This window comes from Paenibacillus sp. MAH-35 (assembly GCF_058135425.1).
This window is the reverse complement of sequence record NZ_JBYUPU010000005.1, coordinates 220,852-240,736: the sequence shown is the minus strand read 5'-3', so window position 1 is coordinate 240,736 and position 19,885 is coordinate 220,852. Positions and strand designations below refer to the sequence as shown.

General features: G+C 54.3%; 23 protein-coding genes. 13 read left to right on the top strand and 10 right to left on the bottom strand.

Annotated elements, in window-relative coordinates:
- Nucleotides 1-140: 140 nt before the first annotated feature.
- Nucleotides 141-1,991, top strand: coding sequence for a hypothetical protein (locus AC3Y2E_RS07565; protein WP_379208766.1), 1,851 nt, complete (start codon nt 141-143; stop codon nt 1,989-1,991).
- A gap of 132 nt (nt 1,992-2,123) precedes the next feature.
- On the opposite strand, the gene nagA is transcribed toward AC3Y2E_RS07565, so the two are convergent.
- The 3 genes from nagA to AC3Y2E_RS07550 are packed head-to-tail and all read right to left on the bottom strand — an operon-like array spanning nt 2,124 to nt 4,887.
- On the bottom strand, nt 2,124-3,293 hold the full coding sequence (gene nagA, locus AC3Y2E_RS07560; RefSeq protein WP_379208764.1) for an N-acetylglucosamine-6-phosphate deacetylase: 1,170 nt from the start codon (nt 3,291-3,293) through the stop codon (nt 2,124-2,126).
- Nucleotides 3,290-4,021 carry a glucosamine-6-phosphate deaminase gene (gene nagB / locus AC3Y2E_RS07555; protein ID WP_379208762.1) on the bottom strand — a complete coding sequence of 244 codons (732 nt, stop codon included), beginning with the start codon at nt 4,019-4,021 and terminating at the stop codon, nt 3,290-3,292. The genes nagA and nagB overlap by 4 nt, the downstream gene beginning before the upstream one ends.
- A gap of 8 nt (nt 4,022-4,029) precedes the next feature.
- On the bottom strand, nt 4,030-4,887 hold the full coding sequence (locus AC3Y2E_RS07550) for a MurR/RpiR family transcriptional regulator (protein WP_379208760.1): 858 nt from the start codon (nt 4,885-4,887) through the stop codon (nt 4,030-4,032).
- 223 nt (nt 4,888-5,110) lie between these two features.
- Between AC3Y2E_RS07550 and AC3Y2E_RS07545 the strand changes: the two genes are divergently transcribed.
- Nucleotides 5,111-5,776 carry an HAD family hydrolase gene (locus tag AC3Y2E_RS07545; protein WP_379208757.1) on the top strand — a complete coding sequence of 222 codons (666 nt, stop codon included), beginning with the start codon at nt 5,111-5,113 and terminating at the stop codon, nt 5,774-5,776.
- A gap of 254 nt (nt 5,777-6,030) precedes the next feature.
- Here AC3Y2E_RS07545 and AC3Y2E_RS07540 read toward each other — a convergent pair whose 3' ends face one another.
- The 5 genes from AC3Y2E_RS07540 to AC3Y2E_RS07520 form a co-directional block, all read right to left on the bottom strand.
- Nucleotides 6,031-6,399 (bottom strand): spore germination protein GerPE, encoded by a 369-nt coding sequence (locus AC3Y2E_RS07540; RefSeq protein WP_379208755.1) that lies wholly within the window; start codon nt 6,397-6,399, stop codon nt 6,031-6,033.
- Nucleotides 6,400-6,402: 3 nt separating this feature from the next.
- Nucleotides 6,403-6,579, bottom strand: a complete 177-nt coding sequence (locus AC3Y2E_RS07535; RefSeq protein WP_379208753.1) for a spore gernimation protein GerPD — start codon at nt 6,577-6,579, stop codon at nt 6,403-6,405.
- 5 nt (nt 6,580-6,584) lie between these two features.
- Nucleotides 6,585-7,175, bottom strand: coding sequence for a spore germination protein GerPC (gene gerPC, locus AC3Y2E_RS07530; RefSeq protein ID WP_379208751.1), 591 nt, complete (start codon nt 7,173-7,175; stop codon nt 6,585-6,587).
- A 225-nt stretch (nt 7,176-7,400) separates the two neighbouring features.
- Nucleotides 7,401-7,622 (bottom strand): spore germination protein GerPB, encoded by a 222-nt coding sequence (locus AC3Y2E_RS07525; protein WP_190929365.1) that lies wholly within the window; start codon nt 7,620-7,622, stop codon nt 7,401-7,403.
- Between the two features lie 12 nt (nt 7,623-7,634).
- Nucleotides 7,635-7,856 carry a spore germination protein gene (locus AC3Y2E_RS07520; protein WP_190929366.1) on the bottom strand — a complete coding sequence of 74 codons (222 nt, stop codon included), beginning with the start codon at nt 7,854-7,856 and terminating at the stop codon, nt 7,635-7,637.
- 196 nt (nt 7,857-8,052) lie between these two features.
- Here AC3Y2E_RS07520 and AC3Y2E_RS07515 point away from each other — a divergent pair, with 196 nt between their 5' ends.
- Nucleotides 8,053-8,517: an Hsp20/alpha crystallin family protein gene (locus AC3Y2E_RS07515; RefSeq protein WP_379208747.1), complete on the top strand. Its 465-nt coding sequence runs from the start codon at nt 8,053-8,055 to the stop codon at nt 8,515-8,517.
- A gap of 200 nt (nt 8,518-8,717) precedes the next feature.
- Here AC3Y2E_RS07515 and AC3Y2E_RS07510 read toward each other — a convergent pair whose 3' ends face one another.
- Both AC3Y2E_RS07510 and AC3Y2E_RS07505 read right to left on the bottom strand, forming a co-directional pair.
- Complete coding sequence (locus AC3Y2E_RS07510) at nt 8,718-8,936, bottom strand: spore germination protein (protein WP_379208744.1); 219 nt, start codon at nt 8,934-8,936, stop codon at nt 8,718-8,720.
- Nucleotides 8,937-9,355: 419 nt separating this feature from the next.
- On the bottom strand, nt 9,356-10,885 hold the full coding sequence (locus tag AC3Y2E_RS07505; protein ID WP_379208742.1) for an MDR family MFS transporter: 1,530 nt from the start codon (nt 10,883-10,885) through the stop codon (nt 9,356-9,358).
- A gap of 236 nt (nt 10,886-11,121) precedes the next feature.
- Between AC3Y2E_RS07505 and AC3Y2E_RS07500 the strand changes: the two genes are divergently transcribed.
- The 10 genes from AC3Y2E_RS07500 to AC3Y2E_RS07455 all read left to right on the top strand — a co-directional run bounded on the left by AC3Y2E_RS07500 (nt 11,122) and on the right by AC3Y2E_RS07455 (nt 19,883).
- Nucleotides 11,122-11,817: a response regulator transcription factor gene (locus AC3Y2E_RS07500; protein ID WP_190929370.1), complete on the top strand. Its 696-nt coding sequence runs from the start codon at nt 11,122-11,124 to the stop codon at nt 11,815-11,817.
- Nucleotides 11,807-12,919, top strand: coding sequence for a sensor histidine kinase (locus tag AC3Y2E_RS07495; protein ID WP_379208739.1), 1,113 nt, complete (start codon nt 11,807-11,809; stop codon nt 12,917-12,919). Before AC3Y2E_RS07500 ends, AC3Y2E_RS07495 begins: the two co-directional genes overlap by 11 nt.
- Before the next feature lie 211 nt (nt 12,920-13,130).
- A complete protein-coding gene (locus AC3Y2E_RS07490) occupies nt 13,131-14,414 on the top strand; it encodes a glycosyltransferase family 39 protein (protein WP_379208737.1) in 1,284 nt (427 codons plus the stop codon).
- Nucleotides 14,384-15,094 (top strand): glycosyltransferase family 2 protein, encoded by a 711-nt coding sequence (locus AC3Y2E_RS07485; protein ID WP_190929373.1) that lies wholly within the window; start codon nt 14,384-14,386, stop codon nt 15,092-15,094. Before AC3Y2E_RS07490 ends, AC3Y2E_RS07485 begins: the two co-directional genes overlap by 31 nt.
- Before the next feature lie 8 nt (nt 15,095-15,102).
- The gene (locus AC3Y2E_RS07480; protein WP_190929374.1) at nt 15,103-15,495 is read left to right on the top strand and encodes a DUF2304 domain-containing protein; all 393 of its coding nucleotides are present in this window, start codon (nt 15,103-15,105) and stop codon (nt 15,493-15,495) included.
- Nucleotides 15,496-15,515: 20 nt separating this feature from the next.
- Nucleotides 15,516-15,833 (top strand): EamA family transporter, encoded by a 318-nt coding sequence (locus AC3Y2E_RS07475; protein WP_332070471.1) that lies wholly within the window; start codon nt 15,516-15,518, stop codon nt 15,831-15,833.
- Nucleotides 15,834-15,840: 7 nt separating this feature from the next.
- Entirely contained in the window at nt 15,841-16,884 is a 1,044-nt protein-coding gene (locus tag AC3Y2E_RS07470; RefSeq protein ID WP_379208732.1) for a GNAT family N-acetyltransferase, read from the top strand.
- 52 nt (nt 16,885-16,936) lie between these two features.
- Nucleotides 16,937-17,602: a class I SAM-dependent methyltransferase gene (locus AC3Y2E_RS07465; RefSeq protein WP_379208730.1), complete on the top strand. Its 666-nt coding sequence runs from the start codon at nt 16,937-16,939 to the stop codon at nt 17,600-17,602.
- On the top strand, nt 17,595-18,470 hold the full coding sequence (locus AC3Y2E_RS07460) for a polysaccharide deacetylase family protein (RefSeq protein ID WP_332070468.1): 876 nt from the start codon (nt 17,595-17,597) through the stop codon (nt 18,468-18,470). Before AC3Y2E_RS07465 ends, AC3Y2E_RS07460 begins: the two co-directional genes overlap by 8 nt.
- A 180-nt stretch (nt 18,471-18,650) precedes the next feature.
- On the top strand, nt 18,651-19,883 hold the full coding sequence (locus AC3Y2E_RS07455) for a Gfo/Idh/MocA family protein (RefSeq protein ID WP_379208727.1): 1,233 nt from the start codon (nt 18,651-18,653) through the stop codon (nt 19,881-19,883).
- The last annotated feature ends 2 nt before the right edge of the window (nt 19,884-19,885 follow it).

Here is a 19,885-nt window from a genome sequence, read left to right as displayed (position 1 = left end):
TGCCTGCATAACGAGCACCGCTCCTTGGAATGCGCAACGAATAAAGCTTTTCCTATTTTTCGTCCAATTAGGAACTCGAGCGTTGGCTGAGTAACCTGTATAATGGTTGTATTCAGGTTAAAGTTTAGGAGGCAACCATCATGCCGGAACAAAAGGAAACGTTAGCAGCGTTTACCGACCACGGCGTTCCCGTACCAGCCAACGAAGGGCGTACGGCGGCCATCTGCACGAATCGCGAAGGAGAGACGCGTCTGGTAATAGCGGCACGCGGTTATGTCGTTATTGTAAACCCGCAGGAAAGGACCAGTCTGCAGGTGCCGTTTCCGGAGCAGCATGTCGATTACCCGTTTGCTTCCTATAGCAGCGAGGACGGGATGTTTTATGTCGGAGCGGGCGGGATGTTCATGGTGCTGGACCCGTTCCGGGGACGGTTTACCGATTACGCCCGGCCCGGGCTGCCCGGAGAAATCGTCGGCTTCTGCTTCGCGGAAGACGGCCGGGGGACGATCTATACAGCCTCTTATCCGCAATGCCGTCTAATGAAATATGAGCCGGAGCGCAAAACGCTGACGGTGATCGGACAGCTGGACGCGGAGGAGAAATATCCGTTCAGCCTGGCCGTGGACGCCTATGGCTGGATCTACGGCGGGATCGGAACCGAGCGCAAAACGATCGCGGCCGTAGACCCGGTGACGCTGCAAGCCCGCTCCCTGGTGCCGGACGGCGAGCGGCGGAAAGGTCAAGGGAAGGTGCATCGGGGCGCGGACGGCCGCGTGTACGGTTATTATGATACCGAGTCTGGCGGGTCTGAACCGCGGTGGTACCGGCTGGAGCAAGGGCGGATGAGTCCCGTAACGGCCGAGCAAGTCGCGAAGAGCGCCTATAGCGGAACCGGGTTTGAGACGGTCCATCGCGCCTTCCCGCATCCGTGGGTGCTGCTGGAGATGAGTCTGGCGGAGAAGGAAGTCGTCCTGCTGGACCAGTCTTCGGGCCAAAGCTTCCCGGTCCGGCTGTCGTACGAGACGGACGGCGCCGACTTGTCGCCGCTCGTGGCGGGTCCCGACGGCCGCATCTACGGCACTTCGAACCACCCGCTCCAGCTGTACCGGTACGATCCGCACTTCGGTGCCGTGGAGAACTTCGGCGGCAAGGCGATTGAGAAAGGCGGCGGCGGCAACATCTGCGCCTATGCGGTGCTGGGCGGCCGGATTGCAGGAGCGGCTTATGCGGGAGGTCACGTCCATCTTATCGATACAACCCGGCCTATCGTCACCGATGCGGCGGCGGAGGGGCGGAACCCGCAGCTGGTCGCATCGCAGGAAGCGATCTACCGCCCGCGCTGCGCGCTGGCGCATCCAGACGGAGAGCACGCCGTATTTGGCGGCTATGCGGGATACGGTGCGATCGGCGGCGGCTTGTACATACGCAATGTGACAACCGGCGAAGACGAACTGCTGCCCAACGAGCGTCTTGTTCCTTACCACAGCACCGTTTGTATGGTCGCGCTGCCGGGCGGCGATTTATTGTGCGGCACGAGCGTGGAAGCTCCGGGCGGAGGCAAGCCCAAAGAAACGGAGGGGAGGCTGTACCGGCTCGATTGGCAGGCGAAACGGGTCGTCTACAGCGAAGTGCCGGTGCAAGGGGAGCCGGAAGTAGCTTTGATGGAAATCGACGGGCAGGGCAAGGTCCATGCGTTCACGGCGAAACATTATTTCGTATATGACCCGATGTCGAGACAAGTGATCCATACCGAGAATATCGAGGAGATGGGCGGTGTCGTACGCAACGGCCTTGTGAAGGATGAGGCGGGGCATATATACGGAGTCCGAACCCGAACGTTTTTCCGGATCGACACCGGCTCCTTCAAGCTTGTGCCGCTGCATGCGGAACCGCCGGCCATTACGGCCGGGTTGGCTTATGTGGACGGCCGGCTGTACTTTGCGTCGGGCAAAAGGTTGTGGAGCATGGCGATCCCCGGCTATCAGCGCTGATGTCCGAGTTGATTTGCTTCTTAGGCGATGGCGAGTGAAATTGGGAATATAACGAAAGAAAGCCTGCGAATGATTTGCAGGCTTTCTTTCGTAGGTACGCCTATTTGGTTAACACCTATTTGGTGCAAATGCTTATCTCCCGAACGTTTCCTGCTCCTTGCCCTTCACCCAGATGCGTTGAAGCTGAAGCTCCGGATCAACGATCAGCACGTCGGCTTGCTTGCCCGGGGCGAGACTGCCCGTCCGGTCGAAGAGACCGAGCTGGCGCGCCGGATTGCCGCTCATATAACGGCTTGCCTGCGGGACGGTGACGCCGACTTTGCCAACGACGTACTGCAGCGCTCCGATCATCGTCAGCGTGCTGCCCGCGAGGCTGTTGCCTTCCTTCAGCGTAGCGACTCCGCCGGAGACGATAACCGCCAGTCCGCCGAGATCGTACTCGCCGTCCTCCAGTCCGGCCGCCGACATGGCGTCCGTAATCATGAGGAGGTTGTCCTCGGTTTTCGTTTTGGTCAGCAGCCGGATGCAGGCCGGATGGACGTGATGGCCGTCCGCGATAATCTCCGCCCGGATGCGGTCGTCGGTCAAAACGGCGCCGACGGTGCCCGGGTTGCGATGGTGAAGCCCAGTCATCGCGTTATACGTATGCACCGCCTGGTTCAGCCCGGCGTCCGCAGCCGCGATCACCTGATCGTAAGTGGCGTCGGTGTGCGCCGCAGCCGCGTTGATTCCGTTCGCGCGCAGCCACGAGATCAGCTCGAGCGCGCCTTCCGTTTCAGGTGCAAGCGACAGCTGCAGGATGAGACCGGGATGTTTAGCGGTCCATTCCTCAAGCCACGCTTTTTGCGGAGGGACGATGAAGGCCGGATTTTGCGCGCCTTTCCATTTGAGGTTAATGAATGGTCCTTCCAGATGAACGCCGACCACCTGAGCGTAGGGCATGTCTTTCGACCGGTAGGCGGCGACGACGTCCAGCACTTGGGAGAGATGATCCTTAGGTCCGGTCAGCGTCGTAGCGACGATGGAAGTCGTCCCGTGGCCGGCGTGGAACCGGGTGATCGTGTCGATCGACTCCTTCGTCGCGTCCATCCAGTCGGCGCCGTAGCCTCCATGAACGTGAACGTCCACAAAGCCCGGAAGCACCCAGCCGCCTTGCGCGTCGACCGTCTCTGCATCGCCGCCGGCGTACGGAGAAGCGCTGATCGACTCGATGATTCCTCCATTCAGAACGATGGTGCCGCCGTCGATAACTTCTTGCTCGGTGACGATTTTTGCATTGGTGATCGCGATTTTTCTGCTCATGCGTTCAACAGCCTCCCCGCTTCGGTGTCGAGCAGAACGACGACATGCGGGTGCGTTTGCAGCAGCGATGCCGGGCACTCGGTCGTAATCGGGCCCTGCAGCGCCTTTTGGACGATTTCCGCTTTGTCCGCGCCGCGTACGACGAGCAGAATCATTTTCGCTTTCAAAATCGCCCCGACTCCCATCGTCAGCGCATGAGTCGGCACCTGGTCGATCGAATCGAAAAAGCGGGCGTTCGCCTGGCGGGTCTCGTCCTTCAGCTTGACGATATGAGTGCCGCTGACGAGCGAATGGTCCGGCTCGTTGAAGCCGATATGTCCGTTATGGCCGAGGCCGAGAAGCTGCAGGTCGATCTGCTTCGCGTCTTCGAGCAGTTGGTTGTACCGGGCGCATTCCTGCTCCAGGTTTTCCGCGTTGCCGTTCGGAAGATAGGTGCGTTCCGCAGCAAAGTCGACATGGCCGAACAGGTGATGCTTCATATAAGCATGGTAGCTTTCCGGATGATCCTCAGCAATGCCCACATATTCATCGAGGTTAAACGAGGTGGCCGATTTGAAGCTGACCATCCCTTTGTTGTACGACTTGACGATCTCTTGATAGATCCCGACCGGGGTTCCGCCGGTAGCAAGACCGAGCACCGCCCGCGGGTTGGTCTGTACGAGTCCGGTGATGATGCCTGCGCCCGCTTCGTTTAATTCCTCGTTAGAGCGGAAAGTTAAAATGTTCATCGTGTGTGTTATCTCCCTTTTTCTTTGCGGTATTTTTTGACCATCTGATACGACTGCTCCAGCTTGGGCACATATTCGTCGAACGATTCCGTGACCAGTCCGGTAAACAAAATATCGACGACATGCAGTTGCGCGATTCTCGAAGCCATATCCCCCCGGCGCATTCCTTCTTCCAGCGAAGAGGTGTATAGCGGAATATCGGCAAGCGACGACAAGGTGTTCGGCCCGTACTTCGTCAGCGATACGGTTGCGGCTCCGCGCTCCTTCGCGCACCGGAGCGCATCGATCGTCTCCGGCGTTTCACCCGAATACGAGATGGCGAATGCGGTATCTCCTTCGCCAAGGATGGATGCCGACGTAATCTGCATGTGCGGGTCGGAAAACGCGGTCGCCCTGCGGCCGATCCGGACGAGCTTCTGGTAAAAGTCTTGAGCGACGACTCCGGATGTAGCGACGCCGTAGATATCGATCTGACCGGCGTTTCGCAGCGCGTCCAGCGCACGTGCGAGCTGCTTCGGGTCCAGCAGGCGGGATGTATCGGAGATCGAGCGGATGTGGTTCGCTTCCATGGCGGCCACGATGCTTTCCAGCGTATTGCCCGCGACAATGTCCTGATACGAGTCGGCCGCCGGTTGCAGGGCGAGCTCGGTGGCGAGCTGCAGCTTCAGTCCGGCGAAACCTCCCGCATGAAAGTTTTTGCAGAACCGGGAAACCGTAGCCGCACTCGTCTGCGACTGGTCCGCCAGCTCCGTTATGCCGAGCCGTACGACGAGCTGGGGATGCTCGGTTATAAACGCGGCGATCGTCTGCTCCTTCGGATTCAGCTCGGGCATTTGCTCGCGGATCGATCTTAGCAAATCGGACATGCGAGCGTGTCACCTCTTTCGGAATGCGGCTTAAACGGGATGTTTGATCTGGGGTGTGAAAATAATTTTTGTATGATTTTATCATACACGAAAATCATTTTCTTAGCTACAGTCATTTCCTTTACAATCCTCTTATCCCGGTCATTTGACAATCCGTCTGAAAACATGGTTTGATTAGTATTATTTCCTCAAATCTACCGTTGCAAAAGGGGACCGACAAAAGATGAAACGAACTTGCCCGGAAGCGATGCTGTTCGACCTGGACGGAACGCTGTTCCAGACGGAAACGCTGCTGCTGCCCGCTTATGAGGCCGCTTTCGAGGAACTGAGACAAGAAGGCACCTACACGCTCGGCACGCCACCGAAGGAACTTATCTTGAGCAGTCTCGGTATGCTCCTGGAACATATATGGGCGAGAGTGCTGCCCGACAGCGACGAAGCGGTTCGCCGCCGCGCGGACGAGCTGCTGCTCCGCCATCAGACGGAAGGGCTCCTTCGCGGAGAAGGGGTTATGTACGAAGGTGTGGAAGAAACGTTAAGAGCGCTGCACGCCAAAGGCGTCAAGCTGTTCGTTGCCAGCAACGGGCTGGAAGGTTACGTGAAGGAAGTTATCCGGCTGAAAGGATTGGACGATCTGTTCACCGGCCTATACAGTGCGGGCGAATACAAGACCCGCTCCAAGGTGGATCTGGTCAGGCTGCTGCTGGAGCATCACGGGGTCCGTTCGGCCTGGATGGTCGGCGACCGTTCGTCTGACGTGGAAGCTGGGAAGGAGAACGGCTTGCCGGTCGTCGGCTGCCGTTACGCCCAGTTCGGGAAAGACAGCGAGCTGGATGGGGCCGATATGATCATTACCCAATTCAGCCAGCTGCTCGATCTTGTCGAGTAGACGCACGAAATTGCAGCACACAAAGGATTGTCCCAAAAATGCTCGCATGACATGGAGCGCCGCCCTTTCCAAACGAAAGGACCTCAAATTCCACTGAACGTGGAGACTGAGGTCCTTTTTTTGAGGAAAACCGGTTCTAAGCACGGCTCGCATAATCGAAAAAAATTCTGGAGATAGCCCCTTTTTGGTTGTATTTGACAAAACAGAGCTACATCCACTTGACCTGACAACCTGGTTGCTAGGTTGTGAACTTCTCACGGGCTGCCTTTTAACTGCCGGATATGTTTGGTGCGCGAATCGGCTCTTATCGTTTGATTGGAGCCGACCTGCAGCAGGGCAGAAGTCGAGACGCCGATGATGTCCACATCTCCAACTTTAATGTACGGACTGCGGTTCACAACGTTAAAATCGACTTGTTCGTATACATCCGGCTGGGGGATCGGCTTGGCAAAAATCCGGTAGTCGTCAAAATTCCCTTCCTTTGAATGGTAGGAAGCAACTTCGCGCTGCACCGCCAGCGCCTTATTGCGCAAATTGATGTCGACGATATCGCCGATAAGAATAGTAGAGCTTAGCACAACGTCGTTGATGTGGATGTTACGGACGATCGAGATTCTTGCCATTTCTTATTCCAGCGTCAACGGCACGATGGGACCGACTATCAGCGATTCAGGGGGCGTATCGAATATGGAGGACAACGTAATGACTTTCGTATCGCCGATCAATAAGACGGACGAACTGGCAACGCCGGTAATTTGAATAGAGCCTACCGTCAGTTCCTTGTTCTCGACGCTAAACTTCATGTCCCTCATCCCTTCTTCTTATGATGCTGAATATGCCGGTCGATCGCGACCTCGATATCGGATTTCAGCTTTTCGTAGATCGCCTGCTCCTTCCGGTTCGGGTGTTCGTCCTGGCCGCGGCCGAGCGGCATCGACTTGATGTAATTTTCGATGCGGTTGTCGACTTGTCCCCGGATGTCCCGGATCATCGTATTCCGGTAGTCGTGCCCGATAATCATCTGATACTTCTCTTCCATGCTGCGGATGTAGGCCGGACATTCGTCCGAGAGGTATTGTTCAATCCGCCGGTTTACGCATTGGTACAAATCTTTATTGTATGTGACCGTCTCCACAGGATCTCCATCGACAGTCAAATCTTCAATCGTTTTGTCTCCGCCCGGCGACACCCCGATATGAAGCGTGCCTTCGAGCTTTTCGATTTTGAGCTGATCGAATTTATATTCGATTTTCTCCACGTTCATCGGCCGCTGCTTGCTTAATCGCTCCATGTCATTTTCTAATTGCTTGACTTTGTATTCGAGCTCCTGCAGCTTCTGATATTGCCATTGCAGCATGTCTTGCAGCTGCTGAAAAGGATACGGAGGTAGACAGCTCATTGTTTTCCATCCCCATAAGACGTAATAGAGGTTGTTCAAAAAGTCCACTTTTGATCACGAAGCCGATCCGAAAGCCTACTCGACATCGAAAATGGAATTCAGTCGGAACTTCCGGTGCTCACAAAAGCTCTCACTACGCTCCGCTCCTCATTTCCTAGCTTCATCCCATCTTCTCGGTGCTGAAAACCGGACTTTTTGAACTCGCACTTATAAGTATCGACCGGATTACAGCGAATCCCTGCCCGAAGGGTTGGGCAAAGGAACAAGCGGCGCTTCCGGGGCGATCTGTCCGATCGTGGGAGCGGGCTCTGTGAATCCGCCGGTGTTGTACAGCTTGGACAAGCTTTTGATGATGCCGGCACTCCCGATCTGCAGCACGGAAGAGTTTTGGACAGCCTCCACTTTCAACTGATGGATGACTATGCTTTGATGCACGACTAAGTTCATCACAACACCCGCCTACCATAAGGAAATGGTGTTCGAATCCGCAATTGCGGCGTCCAGCGTATTGGTGTTATTGACACCGTTGAACGTTTTGATATTGACACCCGTATTGAACGATCCGGCACCCGCAAATGTTTTGGAGGTGCTGGTCGGCGATAGTTGAAGAGAGTCCCCTATATGTACGATGGAGCTGTTCCCTACGCTTAAAATTTTAATATTCCCTACGATCGCCGGCATAGTTAACACCCTTAACGATGGATTGTTTCATTCTTATGCATGATTCTTCAAGACTATGATTAGGAATAAAAAAGTTGAGCGAATCCTTGCCATACGCTTATAGAGTCGGATCAGAAATATAGGATACCGGACTTGACCGAAGCTCATTTATTTGGAAAACGTTCATATAATGGTTGTTAAGTAAGGAGAGGTGGCCATGGACGATCCCAAAAAAAACTTTTTGCAAAATTTCGACTGGAAAAGCTTCGAGCAATTTTTTGGCGCCAGGTTGCCTCAAATGCCGGCTGACCGATTAAAGGATACGAATTGGATCGAGAGCTACGTCCAGGATGCCATCAAACAGGCATTTCCGCAAAATAGCGAGCTGAATCTATCGTCCAAAAAATACAGCACGGAAGTATTCGAGACGCATAACAGTGTGATCGTAAAAATTTCGATTCCGGACCAGACACAAGCCAAAAATGTACGCGTAAAGGTCGGCGCAAATGTGGTGAAACTGGAAGGGCTGCCCGGCAAAGGCAGCCAAATAATCAAACTGGGCAGCCAAGTTATAGAGTCCAGCTGCAAGGCGGTATACAAGGACGGAGTGCTGCAGCTGCATTTGCGGAAAAGAGCGGACGGCGATTTTTTTCACGAAGCTCCTATCCGGTTTCGGGATTAAGGGAGCGGTTTCTTGGATCGGGATCGGCTCAGAGGGCGAATGCGGAGTCTGCAGCCTGTAGGTTTGACAAAGTTACGAGCGGCATCGGCCGGGTCGGGCAGACGCAGCCGGTATGGCGTTGTCGAAGCAGACTCCGCTCGGATGGATCGCCGCCGGCGGGTCCCGAACGCTCTTGAAAACGAAACGGGCCGACAGGCCGGTCAGTTGTTCAGGGCAGTCAGGCTGTCCAGAACATCCGGGTCGCTCGTATTCGTATTGCTGATTAAGGAATTGGTCAGCAAGAAATCTCCCGTATTCCCTCCCCCGGAACCCGAATACGATTTCGAAGTGCTCTTGGGCGAAATTTGGATCACATCGCCAAACGTGACGGTGCCGGAAACGCTGGTAATCCGAATCGGCGACAAGATGACAGACGGCATATCGCTCACACTCCTTCCGAAAAACATCTTTACTAACGATATGACATCCGGAACCGAATCATGCAGTAGCGGCGCAATAATTATGTGCATAAGCAGCTTATGCGTGGCGAGAGGCAGACGAGAAAAAGATAGTCGTGCGCGCGCCTAAACCTCGATATGCGGCCCGTGTCTCCTGCGATCAGCAACCAAGCGATCCGGCTCCTTTCCAAACGACAAAACGAGGTTGTCCCCAAAGTCGCTTGCGATTTTTTGAGATTTGCGTAGACCGTTTTCCCCCGAGAAAAAGGACCTCAACCTCCACTTGTACAGTGGAATTTGAGGTCCTTTCGTTTGGAAATGGGGCCGTTTCCGTGTCCTGCGAACCTTTTACATGTTCAGCCGAGCGGGACCCTTGCTGCCCGCGGCGCCGTTATGGAGCATCAGTGGCCGATCGGCCCGGGCTCCATCGTTTTCGGGTCCCCGGACGACAGCTCCATACGGGCGCGACCGAGCAGCATAACGAAGACAAAGCCTACGACGGTGATCAGGATCGAGATCAGAAACAGATACGAGATCGAGCCGGCCAGCGCTTTCGTCGCGCTCTGGACGACTTCCTGCGGCAACGCCTCCCGCACCTGCGGAATCAGCAGCGCCTTCGGATCGGAGAACTGCGCGGCCTGGTCGGGCGGGAACGAGGCTTCGATGCCCGACTTGTAATTCACTTTCTGCAGGACGCCCAGCACCGTTACGCCGATCGCGGAACCGATCGTACGGAAAAACGTGATGAGCGAGATCGCCGCGCCTTTGTATTGCCCGGGCAATCCGTGAAGCACCGAGATGTTCAGCACGACGAAGTTGACGCCGATTCCGAGTCCGACGAACACCATGTACAGCGTAACGGTCCATCTCGGAGTGTCGACCGTCATCGTGCCGAGCAGCGCCATCGATACCGCAAGAATAATCGTAGAGATCAGCATGATGCTGCGATACGACATCTTGTTGATGAGCGGACCGCCCAGCATGCTGCTGGCGACGACGGCGAGCATCATCGGGGTGAGCGTCTGGCCGGCCGCGCTGGCCGATTCGCCGTACACGCCTTGGATGAACAGCGGGATATAGGTTGCGCCCGAGACCATGATGATGCCGTACAGAAATCCGATCGCCTGGCTGGCGGTGAACAATCTGCTTTTGAACAGCTTCAGTTCTACAATCGGATCGGACACTTTGCGTTCGGTCGCGATAAACAGCAAAAAGCTGGCCGCGAACAGAACGAACAGACCGATAATTTGCCACGATCCCCAAGCGAACGTATCGGAGCCGGCAAGCTCGATCGCGAACATGAAGCTGAGGATGGCGACTACCAGCGAAGTAGCGCCGGTCCAGTCGATTTTCTGCTTGCGAAGGGAAGCTTTCTCCCGGTAGCCGAAATGCATAAGCGTTAATGCGACGGCGCCGATCGGCAGGTTAATGTAAAACACCCAGCGCCAGTCGATATAATCGGTAATATACGCGCCGAGCGCCGGTCCGAATACGCTCGACAGCCCGAATACGGCGCCGAACAGCCCGTTCATCTTGCCTCGCTTCTCCGGCGGGAAAATATCGAAGATAACGGCGAAGGCGATCGGCATCAGCGCGCCGCCCCCGATCCCTTGGACCGCCCGGTAAACGATCAGCTCCGTCATGCTGCCGGCGATGCCGCATAGCACCGACCCGACCAGGAAGATCACGAGCCCGAGCTGGAAAAACAGCTTGCGTCCGTACAGGTCGGACAGCTTGCCGAAGATCGGCGTGGCGACCACGGTGGCGATCATGTAGGCGGAGAACACCCACACGTAATGCTCGAAGCCGCCGAGCTCCGTTATGACCGTAGGCATCGCCGTAGAGACGATCGTCTGGTCCAGCGCGCCGACGAACATGCCGAGCAGCAGACCGGCGACGACCCAGTTAATTTTGGTTTGCTTGTGGTCCATCATACACCTCTTTTGGTAGTGGAAGGAAACGTGTTCCGTTCCGGATTCTCCTATAATAAAGCAATCGGCTTTCCGAATCAAAATAAAAATGCGTAAAAACGATTCTTTCTTGATACTATCGAACATAGGACAAACTGTCCGGATACCCCCGTTTGCCGGCCGCGTTCCATTTGGCGTATGATAGCAGGAGACGCCTGCTGGGTTAGCAGATGGAAGAAAGAAAGGAAGTTTTTAGGATGAGCGAAACGATACTCATTGTCGATGACGATCCGGCGATTGCCAATCTGATTGAAATTTATTTGCATAACGAAGGCTATACGGTTATGAAGGCGAATAACGGTCATGACGCGCTGGAGCTGATGAAGCGCAAGGAGCCGAAGCTCGTCATTCTCGATATTATGATGCCCGGCATGAGCGGGCTGGAGGTATGCCGTCACATTCGCGCCGACAAGGCGGTGCCGATTCTGATGGTAAGCGCGAAAGCGGAAGATATGGATAAAATATTGGGACTGATGACCGGCGCTGACGACTACCTGGTGAAACCGTTCAATCCGCTGGAGCTGCTGGCGAGAGTCCGCTCGTTACTCCGCCGCGCGTACGGCTTGAATGTCAGATCGAACAAAGAACGGAGCGCCGACGTGATGGCGTTCGAGAACCTCGAGATCGACAAGGCGACTCACACGGTCACGGCCGACGGCAAGCCGGTTCATCTGACCTCGATCGAATTCGGCATCCTGCATCTGCTGGCCAGCCATCCCGGACGCGTCTTCAGCGCCGAAGCGATCTACGAGCACGTCTGGAACGAGCCGTACTCTCCCACCTATACGACGGTTATGGTACATATCAGCAAGCTGAGGGACAAGCTGGAGACAGAGTCCGGCCACAAATGGATTCATACGGTATGGGGGGTCGGCTATAAATTTGATCGGTAAACTGCTCTACAGCATACGCTGGAAACTCATCGCACTTTTTGTAGCCAGTATCGCTCTGTCCGTACTTAGTCTGGCCGGCGTCTGGGCCGCGCTCGCCCTAATGTATGAATTCGGGATTCGCGCGCCCGCTAGGCTTGCCGTCGATTTGGCGGATATGTTCGGCGTTGTGGCGTTGTTCGTCGTCGCTGGCGTGTTTTTCTTTATCATCCACATTTTCCTGCTGAGCCGGAAGCAGATCTTGTACCTGCACCGGATTACGCAGGCCGTCCAGCGGATAGCGGGGGGGCAATTCGACGAGCGGATTCCGGTCCGCTACAAGGACGAGATGGGGGATCTTGCGGTCAATCTGAACAAAATGTCCGAGCAGCTCAAAACGTCGATCGAAGACGAACGCCGGGCGGAACGGACGAAGTCGGAGCTGATAACGAACGTCTCCCACGACCTGCGGACGCCGCTGACGTCGATTACCGGTTACCTGGGACTGATCGAGCAGGATCGGTACCGCGACGAGGTGGAGCTGAGACATTACGTTCATATTGCATATGAGAAAGCCAAACGGCTTCATGTGCTGATCGACGATTTGTTCGAGTATACGAGGTTAAGCGGAGGCGGGCTGCCGCTTCGATTATCCGAGGTCGATCTGGTGGAGATGATCGGACAGCTGACCGCCCAGTTCCAATACGAGATGCGGCAGGCGGGCATGGATATCCGGCTGTCGTTTCCGGAGCGCAAAGTGATGATAACGGCGGACGGCGACAAGCTGGCCCGCGTCTTCGACAATCTGCTGGCCAATGCGGTCAATTACGGCAAGGACGGTGTATATCTCGATGTATTCGTGCGCGTGGACGGGGCGGAAGCGGTCGTCGAGGTGGTGAACTACGGGGACCCGATTCCTCCGCAGGACTTGCCTCACATCTTCGAACGGTTTTATCGGGTCGAGAAATCGAGGACGGAAGATATGGGCGGCTCCGGATTGGGGCTGGCGATCTCGAAGCAGATCGTCGAGCTGCACGGAGGAACCATTCAAGCGGCCAGCGATAAGAGCCGTACGGCGTTCGAGGTAAGGCTTCCTTTGCCTGATAGGCGAAAGAAGGAGAAATAACGAGAAAAGAGGAGGAAATACGCCTTTACACAATTCTTAAAAAATTATTAAAAAAAGAGTTGCCGAAAGCGGGGATTCCGTGCAAAATGAGAGGAGGAACAATCGTCCATTTGTACCAGAGCGATTCCCCTTAGAGCGGCTTAAGTACCGGTTGTGCTTGTCGCTGGCGCCGGAACTGATAAGCAGTAAGACTACTTCGCGGAGTGGAGCGGTGCTTAACGTGCATACCGTGTACAAATTGTACCAGAAGTGTATCGCCAGAGATTTCATATTTCTGATCCCGCTCGTGCCGCTTTCTCTGTATGTGAGATTGCGCTATTATTTTTATTTGCGGTCATCCGGCGTTGGATTTCCACAGGCTGCCGACTCCAAGTGGTACTTGGATTACGCGCACAATCTGATGGCTAACTTTACGATCGGCACGCATATGAACGATATTTTGTATATCGGTTACAATTTGCTGCTGACGGTGCTGCTCGCCATCTTTAAGGACCCCGCTACGATTCTGTTCATTCAAGCGGTTACGGCCAGCTTATGCGTCATTCTCGTCTACAAGATTACGAGAATGCTGTTTAACCGGACCGCCGCTTTTATCGCCGCCCTTTTTTATTCGTATTTATGGGACATTACGCTTTGGGCGACTTATATTTTAACGGACAGCTTTTTTATCAGTCTCCTGCTCTTGTGCGTGTATCTCCTCCTCAAATGTTATGAATCCGATAATAGAATCGTGAAAGTGCTGTTTGCCGTTTCCTTGGTTTATTTGGCGTTTTTCCGTCCGGCGGGTATATTGTCCGTCGCCTTCATCCTGCTTTATATTGTGCTTCGTCTGCCGAGAAAGTCCGTACTCGCCTTCCTGAACAAACATAAGCTGGCGCTCGGAGGCGCGGCGGCGGCCGTAGTGATGGTGGTTGTGTACCTGATAGCCGGTCATAAGCTGAATGCGCTAATTACATCGATGCAGTTCAACGCCAAGATGGTCTTGTACAATATATACGCCAAAGGCTGGATCTACGATCATCCGACGCCGTACGATTACAAATATAAGCCGGATTATACGATTGACGTGTGGAATAGTTTGGTTCTTAGCTTTATTATTAATAACTGGGAACATATTCTGCACATTTATGGGAAAAGAACGGTTGCCTTTCTCGGAAGATGGGTTTGGCAAACCGATCTGAGCAGTCTTCTCGGCATTAAGCTTTTTCTCAAAAACATGCTTCCCGTTCTTTTATTTATGCTGGGGACGATTGCCGCGATGTGGAACGGAACCTTTCGGAAAGCCGCGGTTATCTGGTATGTCATTTTGGCGGTATTTATGTTTTGCATCATCTTTTTTATCGACGGCATGTACAGGTATAAGGCGCCCAGTTCGCCCTTCATCGCGATTGCGGCAGGGTACGGATTGGAACGGATCATTCGCGGTACGATTATCATCGCCAAAAAAATGACGGGGAAGTTGCTATGGAACAACAAGGGAAAATTCTCATCGTAATTCCGGCTTATAACGAGCAGAACAACATTTTGAAGGTGATCCGGGACGTTCGGGAGCATGTCCGGGACTGCGATATTCTCGTCATTAACGATTGTTCCTTGGACGGAACCTCCCCGGCGGCGAAGAAGGCCGAAGGGGTGAAGGTCGTCGATCTCCCGTACAATCTAGGGATCGGCGGCGCGGTACAGACCGGCTTCAAGTATGCCGCGGCTCACGGATACGAATATGCGGTCCAGATCGATGGGGACGGGCAGCATCTGTCCAAAGAGGTCGACACGTTGTACAATACGATGATCCGGACAGGCAGCGATGTGGTAATCGGCTCCCGGTTTCTCGACGTTCAGTCGTTCCGGACGTCCTGGTCCAGAAGACTCGGCATCAAAGTGTTCTACTATTTGTTCCGGATGCTGATCCGCACCAAGGTTACGGACGGCACCTCGGGTTTCCGGATGTACAACCGCAAGAGCATCCAGCTTCTCTCGAGGCATTATTCCGACGACTATCCGGAGCCGGACGCGATCATCATGCTCAAAAAGCATGGCCTGCGCATAAGCGAGGTAGGCGTTGAAATGAGGCAGCGCGAGCATGGCTCCTCGTCCATCACGATGATCAAAAGCCCGTACTATATGGCGAAGGTGATCGTATCGATTTTCTTCTCCTTTATCAGGACTAGGTGGTGAAAGGACAAATGGACGGCGCTCATTTGTACAGCGTTCAATTGATGGGGATTGCGTTCAGTCTGTTTTTGATCATATCCGTCTTTTTGATGGTCAGAGCCAGGATGATCCGGGAAAAATATTCGCTCATCTGGTTTGCGATCGGTATCTTTACGCTCGTCATGTCCGTATTTAAAGATATGATGGACTGGTTCTCGAATCTCATCGGAATAGACTATGCGCCCTCGGCGTTCTTTGCTATTCTTATTGCATGCGCTTATTTGCTGCTCTTGAATATGAGCGTCAGCATCTCGGGCATGAAGATGCATAACAAGGCGTTGACGCAGGAACTGGGATTAACGAAGCTGAGGCTCGACGAGCTGGAGAAGAAATTAAGCGAGGGTGAATCCAAATCAAGTATTTGATGCTTTTCGGGAGCGTTTTGATGACGGTGACGGGCAGCACGCTGCTCAAAATCGGCAGCAGAACGTTAAGTTTTGACGGTGCGATTTTCGGTGTCATTATGAGTTATATCACGTCGCCTGCTTTATTGGCCGGCTTTGCGGCTTATGCGGTAGGTGCGGTGCTGTGGGTATATTGTTTGTCCCAGTTCGACCTGAGCTACGTTACTTTCGTATCCAGCTTCCAATATATTTTGCTGCTGGCCGCGTCTATCCTGATCTTTCAGGAGCATATCAGTCTGATGAAGTGGATCGGCTGCATCATCATTATGATCGGCGTAATTTTCTGGCTGAAAGGATAAACGGCTGATGTTCAGGTGTGTTGCGTATACCGACGCCATGAAGGAACAGTGGGACAAGTTCGCATGGTCAAAGGGGACGGTATTTCATACAATTGCGTTCAGACATATATTGACGGGAACTTTCGGATACAGCTGCATCTACCAGGCGATTGTAGACAAGGATGACCGGGTCCGGGCGATTGTGCCGCTTGTCGCAGGCCGCAATCTCGGGCTCAAGAAGGTCGGAGTTTCGCTTCCGTTCGTGAATTATATGGATATTTGCGCCGAAAGCGACGAGGCGCTCCGCTATGCGATCGATTCGATTCCGGAGCTGAAATCCCGGTACGGGCTCGGCTATATCGAGTTAAGGCTGAAGGAGCAGACGTTGAACGGCGCCGGCTGGAACGTGCAGGATCATAATTATACATTCGAGCTTGCTTTAGCGGATGAGGAGGACCGGGTACTGGCGCTGTCATCGGGCAGCAACCGGAATCATGTCCGTAAAGTGTACAAAAACGACTGGTTCGGAGTTTCGTTCGATCCAGGGCATCTGGACGACTTTTATAACGTATACGTAAGACGGATGAAGCAGCTCGGTTCTCCGTCGCCGGACATCGGCTTTTTTCGAAAGTTTTTCGAATTTCTGCCGGACCACACCCACCTGCTCACCGTATTGGACAAGCAGTCCGGGGCGGTTGTTGGCGGCATGCTGCTGCTGACAAGCCCTTCGAATTCGATGTTATATTACCCGTATGGGGCGAATTTGACAGAGTACAACAACAAGTACCTAAACAACTTTATGTACTGGGAAGCGGTCCGCTTCGGTATTCGGCATGGCATGAGCCGCCTCGACCTGGGCCGGTCGCCGGCCGGCTCCGGAACGTACAAGTACAAGGAGCAATGGGGGGCGAAGCCCGAACAGCTCCGTTATTACGTCTACGACGGCGGGGCCGGACAGTCGGGACCTCCGGACAAACAGAGCTTAAGCCTGTTCGTAGAGCTGTGGAAAAAAACGCCCGATTTCGTTACAAGCCCAGTCGGCAAACGATTGATCAAATATGTTTTTCCTTAATCCGCGTTAACACTACTCATAAACGTTTCTATAATCGGAGGATGCACATACGATGAGCAATACCAACTGGAAGCAGTACTTTGATAAAAGGGCCGAAACTCATGGAGCGGCTGTCCAATCATCCGACTATTTCAATGAAGAAAGCTTTTTTATGCAAAGGGACAATACGCTTCGCTGGTTGGGCGACTGCAAGGACAAAACCATACTCGATGCGGGCTGCGGCGTAGGCGCGTTCAGCGAGCCTCTCGTCAAAAACAATACCGTATACGGCGTAGACTTCTCCGAGAAAAGTCTGGAATTCGCGGCGGCACGCGGATTAAAGACGATGCCCGGAGATTTGACGGCGCTCACGTTCGAGGACGGCAAGTTTGATGCCGTATTGTGCATCGGCGTTATCCAGCTGATCGAACAATACGAAGCCGTCATCAAAGAACTGGCCCGCGTGACGAAGCCCGGCGGCACCCTCCTGATTCAGACGCTGAACAAAGGCTCCGTACAGCGGAAGCTGCTCAAGCTGATGGAGAAAAGCAAGAAGTTCGACCGGATGTATACGATGGATGAGCTGAAGAAAGTGTTCAACAAATACGGCTTTGATCATATCGAGTTTCTTCACATGTATCATCCGTTCAAATTCGTTACGAACGGCAGATCGGCGGGAGCGTTCTCGAACATGCTCGCCACTTCGTTTGCGATAAAAGGGAGAAAGAACATTGACTAACCTGGAGAAACCGGTCGGCGGAGCGGTTAATATGCTGACCTTCGATATAGAGGAATGGTTTCACGCCAACTACGACGACATCGCGCCTCCCACCGGCAAAGGGTCGAATTTCCGGGCCAACATGGATACGCTGCTGCAGATGTGCCGGGAGACGAACAGCAAAGCTACCTTTTTCGTACTGGGCTGTATCGGGGAGGATTATCCGGACGTCGTCAAGGCGATCGCCCGTGACGGTCATGACGTCGCCTCGCACGGCTACGGCCATCAGCTCGCCTACTCGCAGACGATTGATGAGTTTCGCGACGACGTGAAGAAATCGGTCGATATTTTGGAGAACCTTACCGGCACGAAGGTCCTCGGTTACCGCGCACCTTCCTGGTCGATCGTGGAACGGAATCTGCACTACCTGGAGGCGCTTGAGGAGCTTGGCTTAAAGTACGATGCGAGCATTTTTCCGGTCAAAACGTTTCTGTACGGCATTCCGGGCGCGCCTACCGTGATCCATAAGCCGCGGGTGAACGGCAGGGAACTGGACTTGTATGAGGTGCCGATGTCGGTGATGAAGCTGGCCGGCAGAAACATCGGATATTCCGGAGGATTTTACTTCCGGTTTTTCCCCAAGTTTTTTATCGACTACGCGATCCGTTCGGCGAACCGCCAAGGGAACAGCTCGATCGTTTATTTGCATCCGAGAGAGATCGATACGACCGAGCACAAGCTGAGCCTTCCGCCGAAGGAACGGTTCATTCATTACTACAACGTAGGCGGAACCCGGTCGAAGCTGGAGCAGATTATGCGAAGCTTCCACTTTACTTCGATCTCGGATCATTTGTCGCGGAACTTCAAGCTGGAGCTTGCGGATCGGTAAGCGAACGCAGGGCAGGCAAGCGAACATTGGACTGATCAACGGAGGCGTTTGACCGCTGCTGCAGCGGTTGAGCGCTTCTTTTTTACGCCGTTTTATGGACAGCCGCTCCGAACGATTGTCTGGTATAATCAGGATGGATATCGATTTCTTAGTTAATAGTCGGAAGAGGGCGGGCCGAATATGGGGAAATTACATAAAGTTTTGCTGATTGGAGTAAACGGATTCGGCGCGAGGCATCTGAACGAGCTTACGCGCCAGCAGGACGAGGGAATGCTGGAGCTCGCAGCGGTAAGCGATCTGCGATTGTCGGAGGAAGCGTCCGCCATCGTTAAGGAGCGGGGCATCCGTCATTATACGGACTACCGCGAGATGCTGGCTCGGGAGAAGGATGCCAGCTTCGTCGTCATCTCGACGCCGATTCAGCTCCATGCTCCGATGGCCATCGAAGCGATGGAGGCGGGGTATCATGTCTTGCTCGAAAAGCCGCCGGCGGCAGTCATTCAGGATGCGCAGCGGATTGCCGATACGGCAAAGAAATGCGGCAAGCTGTGCGCCGTCAATTTCTTCACTCCGTCGAGGAAAGCGCTGTCGATGCTGACCGGGATCGCCGCTTCGGGCGAGATCGGACCGATTCAAGCGCTCAAGGGCATCTCGCTGCTGAACCGGCCTGCAACTTATTTCACAAGGACGGCTTGGGCGGGCAAGCTGTCGGTTCAGGGCGTTACCGTGCTGGACGGCACGTTCCACAACCCGGCGGCCCATCTGTTCTACAGCATGCTGAACTTGTCGGAGCGGTTATCCTCACTTACGGGACAACCGTCCGGCTTGTCGAGCGTGACCGCCGAGCTGTATCATGCGAATCCGATCGAAAGCGACGATACTTCATGCGTACGAGTGGTTACGGAGGGCGGCCTCCGGCTGCACTTGTATATCACGCTGTGCGCCCGGCACGGAGAGACGCAGCGGATTCGTCTGGAAGGCACCGGAGGGGCCGTGGAATGGAGCTATGATAATAAGGTCACGTTATGGAAAGGCGACGAATCGGTCGTGTACGATTGTCAGGACGAAGGCTTTATCCCTGCCCGTTACCGGAACTTGATTGCCGTAATCGAAGGCCGCGAGGAAAAGCTCGACGTCTCGCTGGAATCGGCGATCCGCTTTACGGTTGCGGCGAACGGCGCTTTTGAATCGTCCGGCAGCGTAACGGACATTCCGCGGCAGTATGCGGAGCCGGGCACACAGCAGGGAGATCCCGGCATGTATATCGGCGGAATTGAAGAGACCGTACGCGCCGCATTCCGCGAAGGCAAGCTGTTCTCGGAGCTCGGAGGCATCCCGTGGGCGAAAGCGTCGGAGCCTTTCGAAGTGACCGGATACAGCCGGTTTCCGCAGCAATTCCGGATCGGGGAATAACT

Coding starts and splice junctions, on each gene's coding strand:
- AC3Y2E_RS07565 (WP_379208766.1), top strand. CDS start 141: ATGCCGGAACAAAAGGAAACGTTAGCAGCGTTTACCGACCACGGCGTT.
- nagA (WP_379208764.1), bottom strand. CDS start 3,293: ATGAGCAGAAAAATCGCGATCACCAATGCAAAAATCGTCACCGAGCAA.
- nagB (WP_379208762.1), bottom strand. CDS start 4,021: ATGAACATTTTAACTTTCCGCTCTAACGAGGAATTAAACGAAGCGGGC.
- AC3Y2E_RS07550 (WP_379208760.1), bottom strand. CDS start 4,887: ATGTCCGATTTGCTAAGATCGATCCGCGAGCAAATGCCCGAGCTGAAT.
- AC3Y2E_RS07545 (WP_379208757.1), top strand. CDS start 5,111: ATGAAACGAACTTGCCCGGAAGCGATGCTGTTCGACCTGGACGGAACG.
- AC3Y2E_RS07540 (WP_379208755.1), bottom strand. CDS start 6,399: ATGGCAAGAATCTCGATCGTCCGTAACATCCACATCAACGACGTTGTG.
- AC3Y2E_RS07535 (WP_379208753.1), bottom strand. CDS start 6,579: ATGAAGTTTAGCGTCGAGAACAAGGAACTGACGGTAGGCTCTATTCAA.
- gerPC (WP_379208751.1), bottom strand. CDS start 7,175: ATGAGCTGTCTACCTCCGTATCCTTTTCAGCAGCTGCAAGACATGCTG.
- AC3Y2E_RS07525 (WP_190929365.1), bottom strand. CDS start 7,622: ATGAACTTAGTCGTGCATCAAAGCATAGTCATCCATCAGTTGAAAGTG.
- AC3Y2E_RS07520 (WP_190929366.1), bottom strand. CDS start 7,856: ATGCCGGCGATCGTAGGGAATATTAAAATTTTAAGCGTAGGGAACAGC.
- AC3Y2E_RS07515 (WP_379208747.1), top strand. CDS start 8,053: ATGGACGATCCCAAAAAAAACTTTTTGCAAAATTTCGACTGGAAAAGC.
- AC3Y2E_RS07510 (WP_379208744.1), bottom strand. CDS start 8,936: ATGCCGTCTGTCATCTTGTCGCCGATTCGGATTACCAGCGTTTCCGGC.
- AC3Y2E_RS07505 (WP_379208742.1), bottom strand. CDS start 10,885: ATGGACCACAAGCAAACCAAAATTAACTGGGTCGTCGCCGGTCTGCTG.
- AC3Y2E_RS07500 (WP_190929370.1), top strand. CDS start 11,122: ATGAGCGAAACGATACTCATTGTCGATGACGATCCGGCGATTGCCAAT.
- AC3Y2E_RS07485 (WP_190929373.1), top strand. CDS start 14,384: ATGGAACAACAAGGGAAAATTCTCATCGTAATTCCGGCTTATAACGAG.
- AC3Y2E_RS07480 (WP_190929374.1), top strand. CDS start 15,103: ATGGACGGCGCTCATTTGTACAGCGTTCAATTGATGGGGATTGCGTTC.
- AC3Y2E_RS07475 (WP_332070471.1), top strand. CDS start 15,516: ATGACGGTGACGGGCAGCACGCTGCTCAAAATCGGCAGCAGAACGTTA.
- AC3Y2E_RS07470 (WP_379208732.1), top strand. CDS start 15,841: ATGTTCAGGTGTGTTGCGTATACCGACGCCATGAAGGAACAGTGGGAC.
- AC3Y2E_RS07465 (WP_379208730.1), top strand. CDS start 16,937: ATGAGCAATACCAACTGGAAGCAGTACTTTGATAAAAGGGCCGAAACT.
- AC3Y2E_RS07455 (WP_379208727.1), top strand. CDS start 18,651: ATGGGGAAATTACATAAAGTTTTGCTGATTGGAGTAAACGGATTCGGC.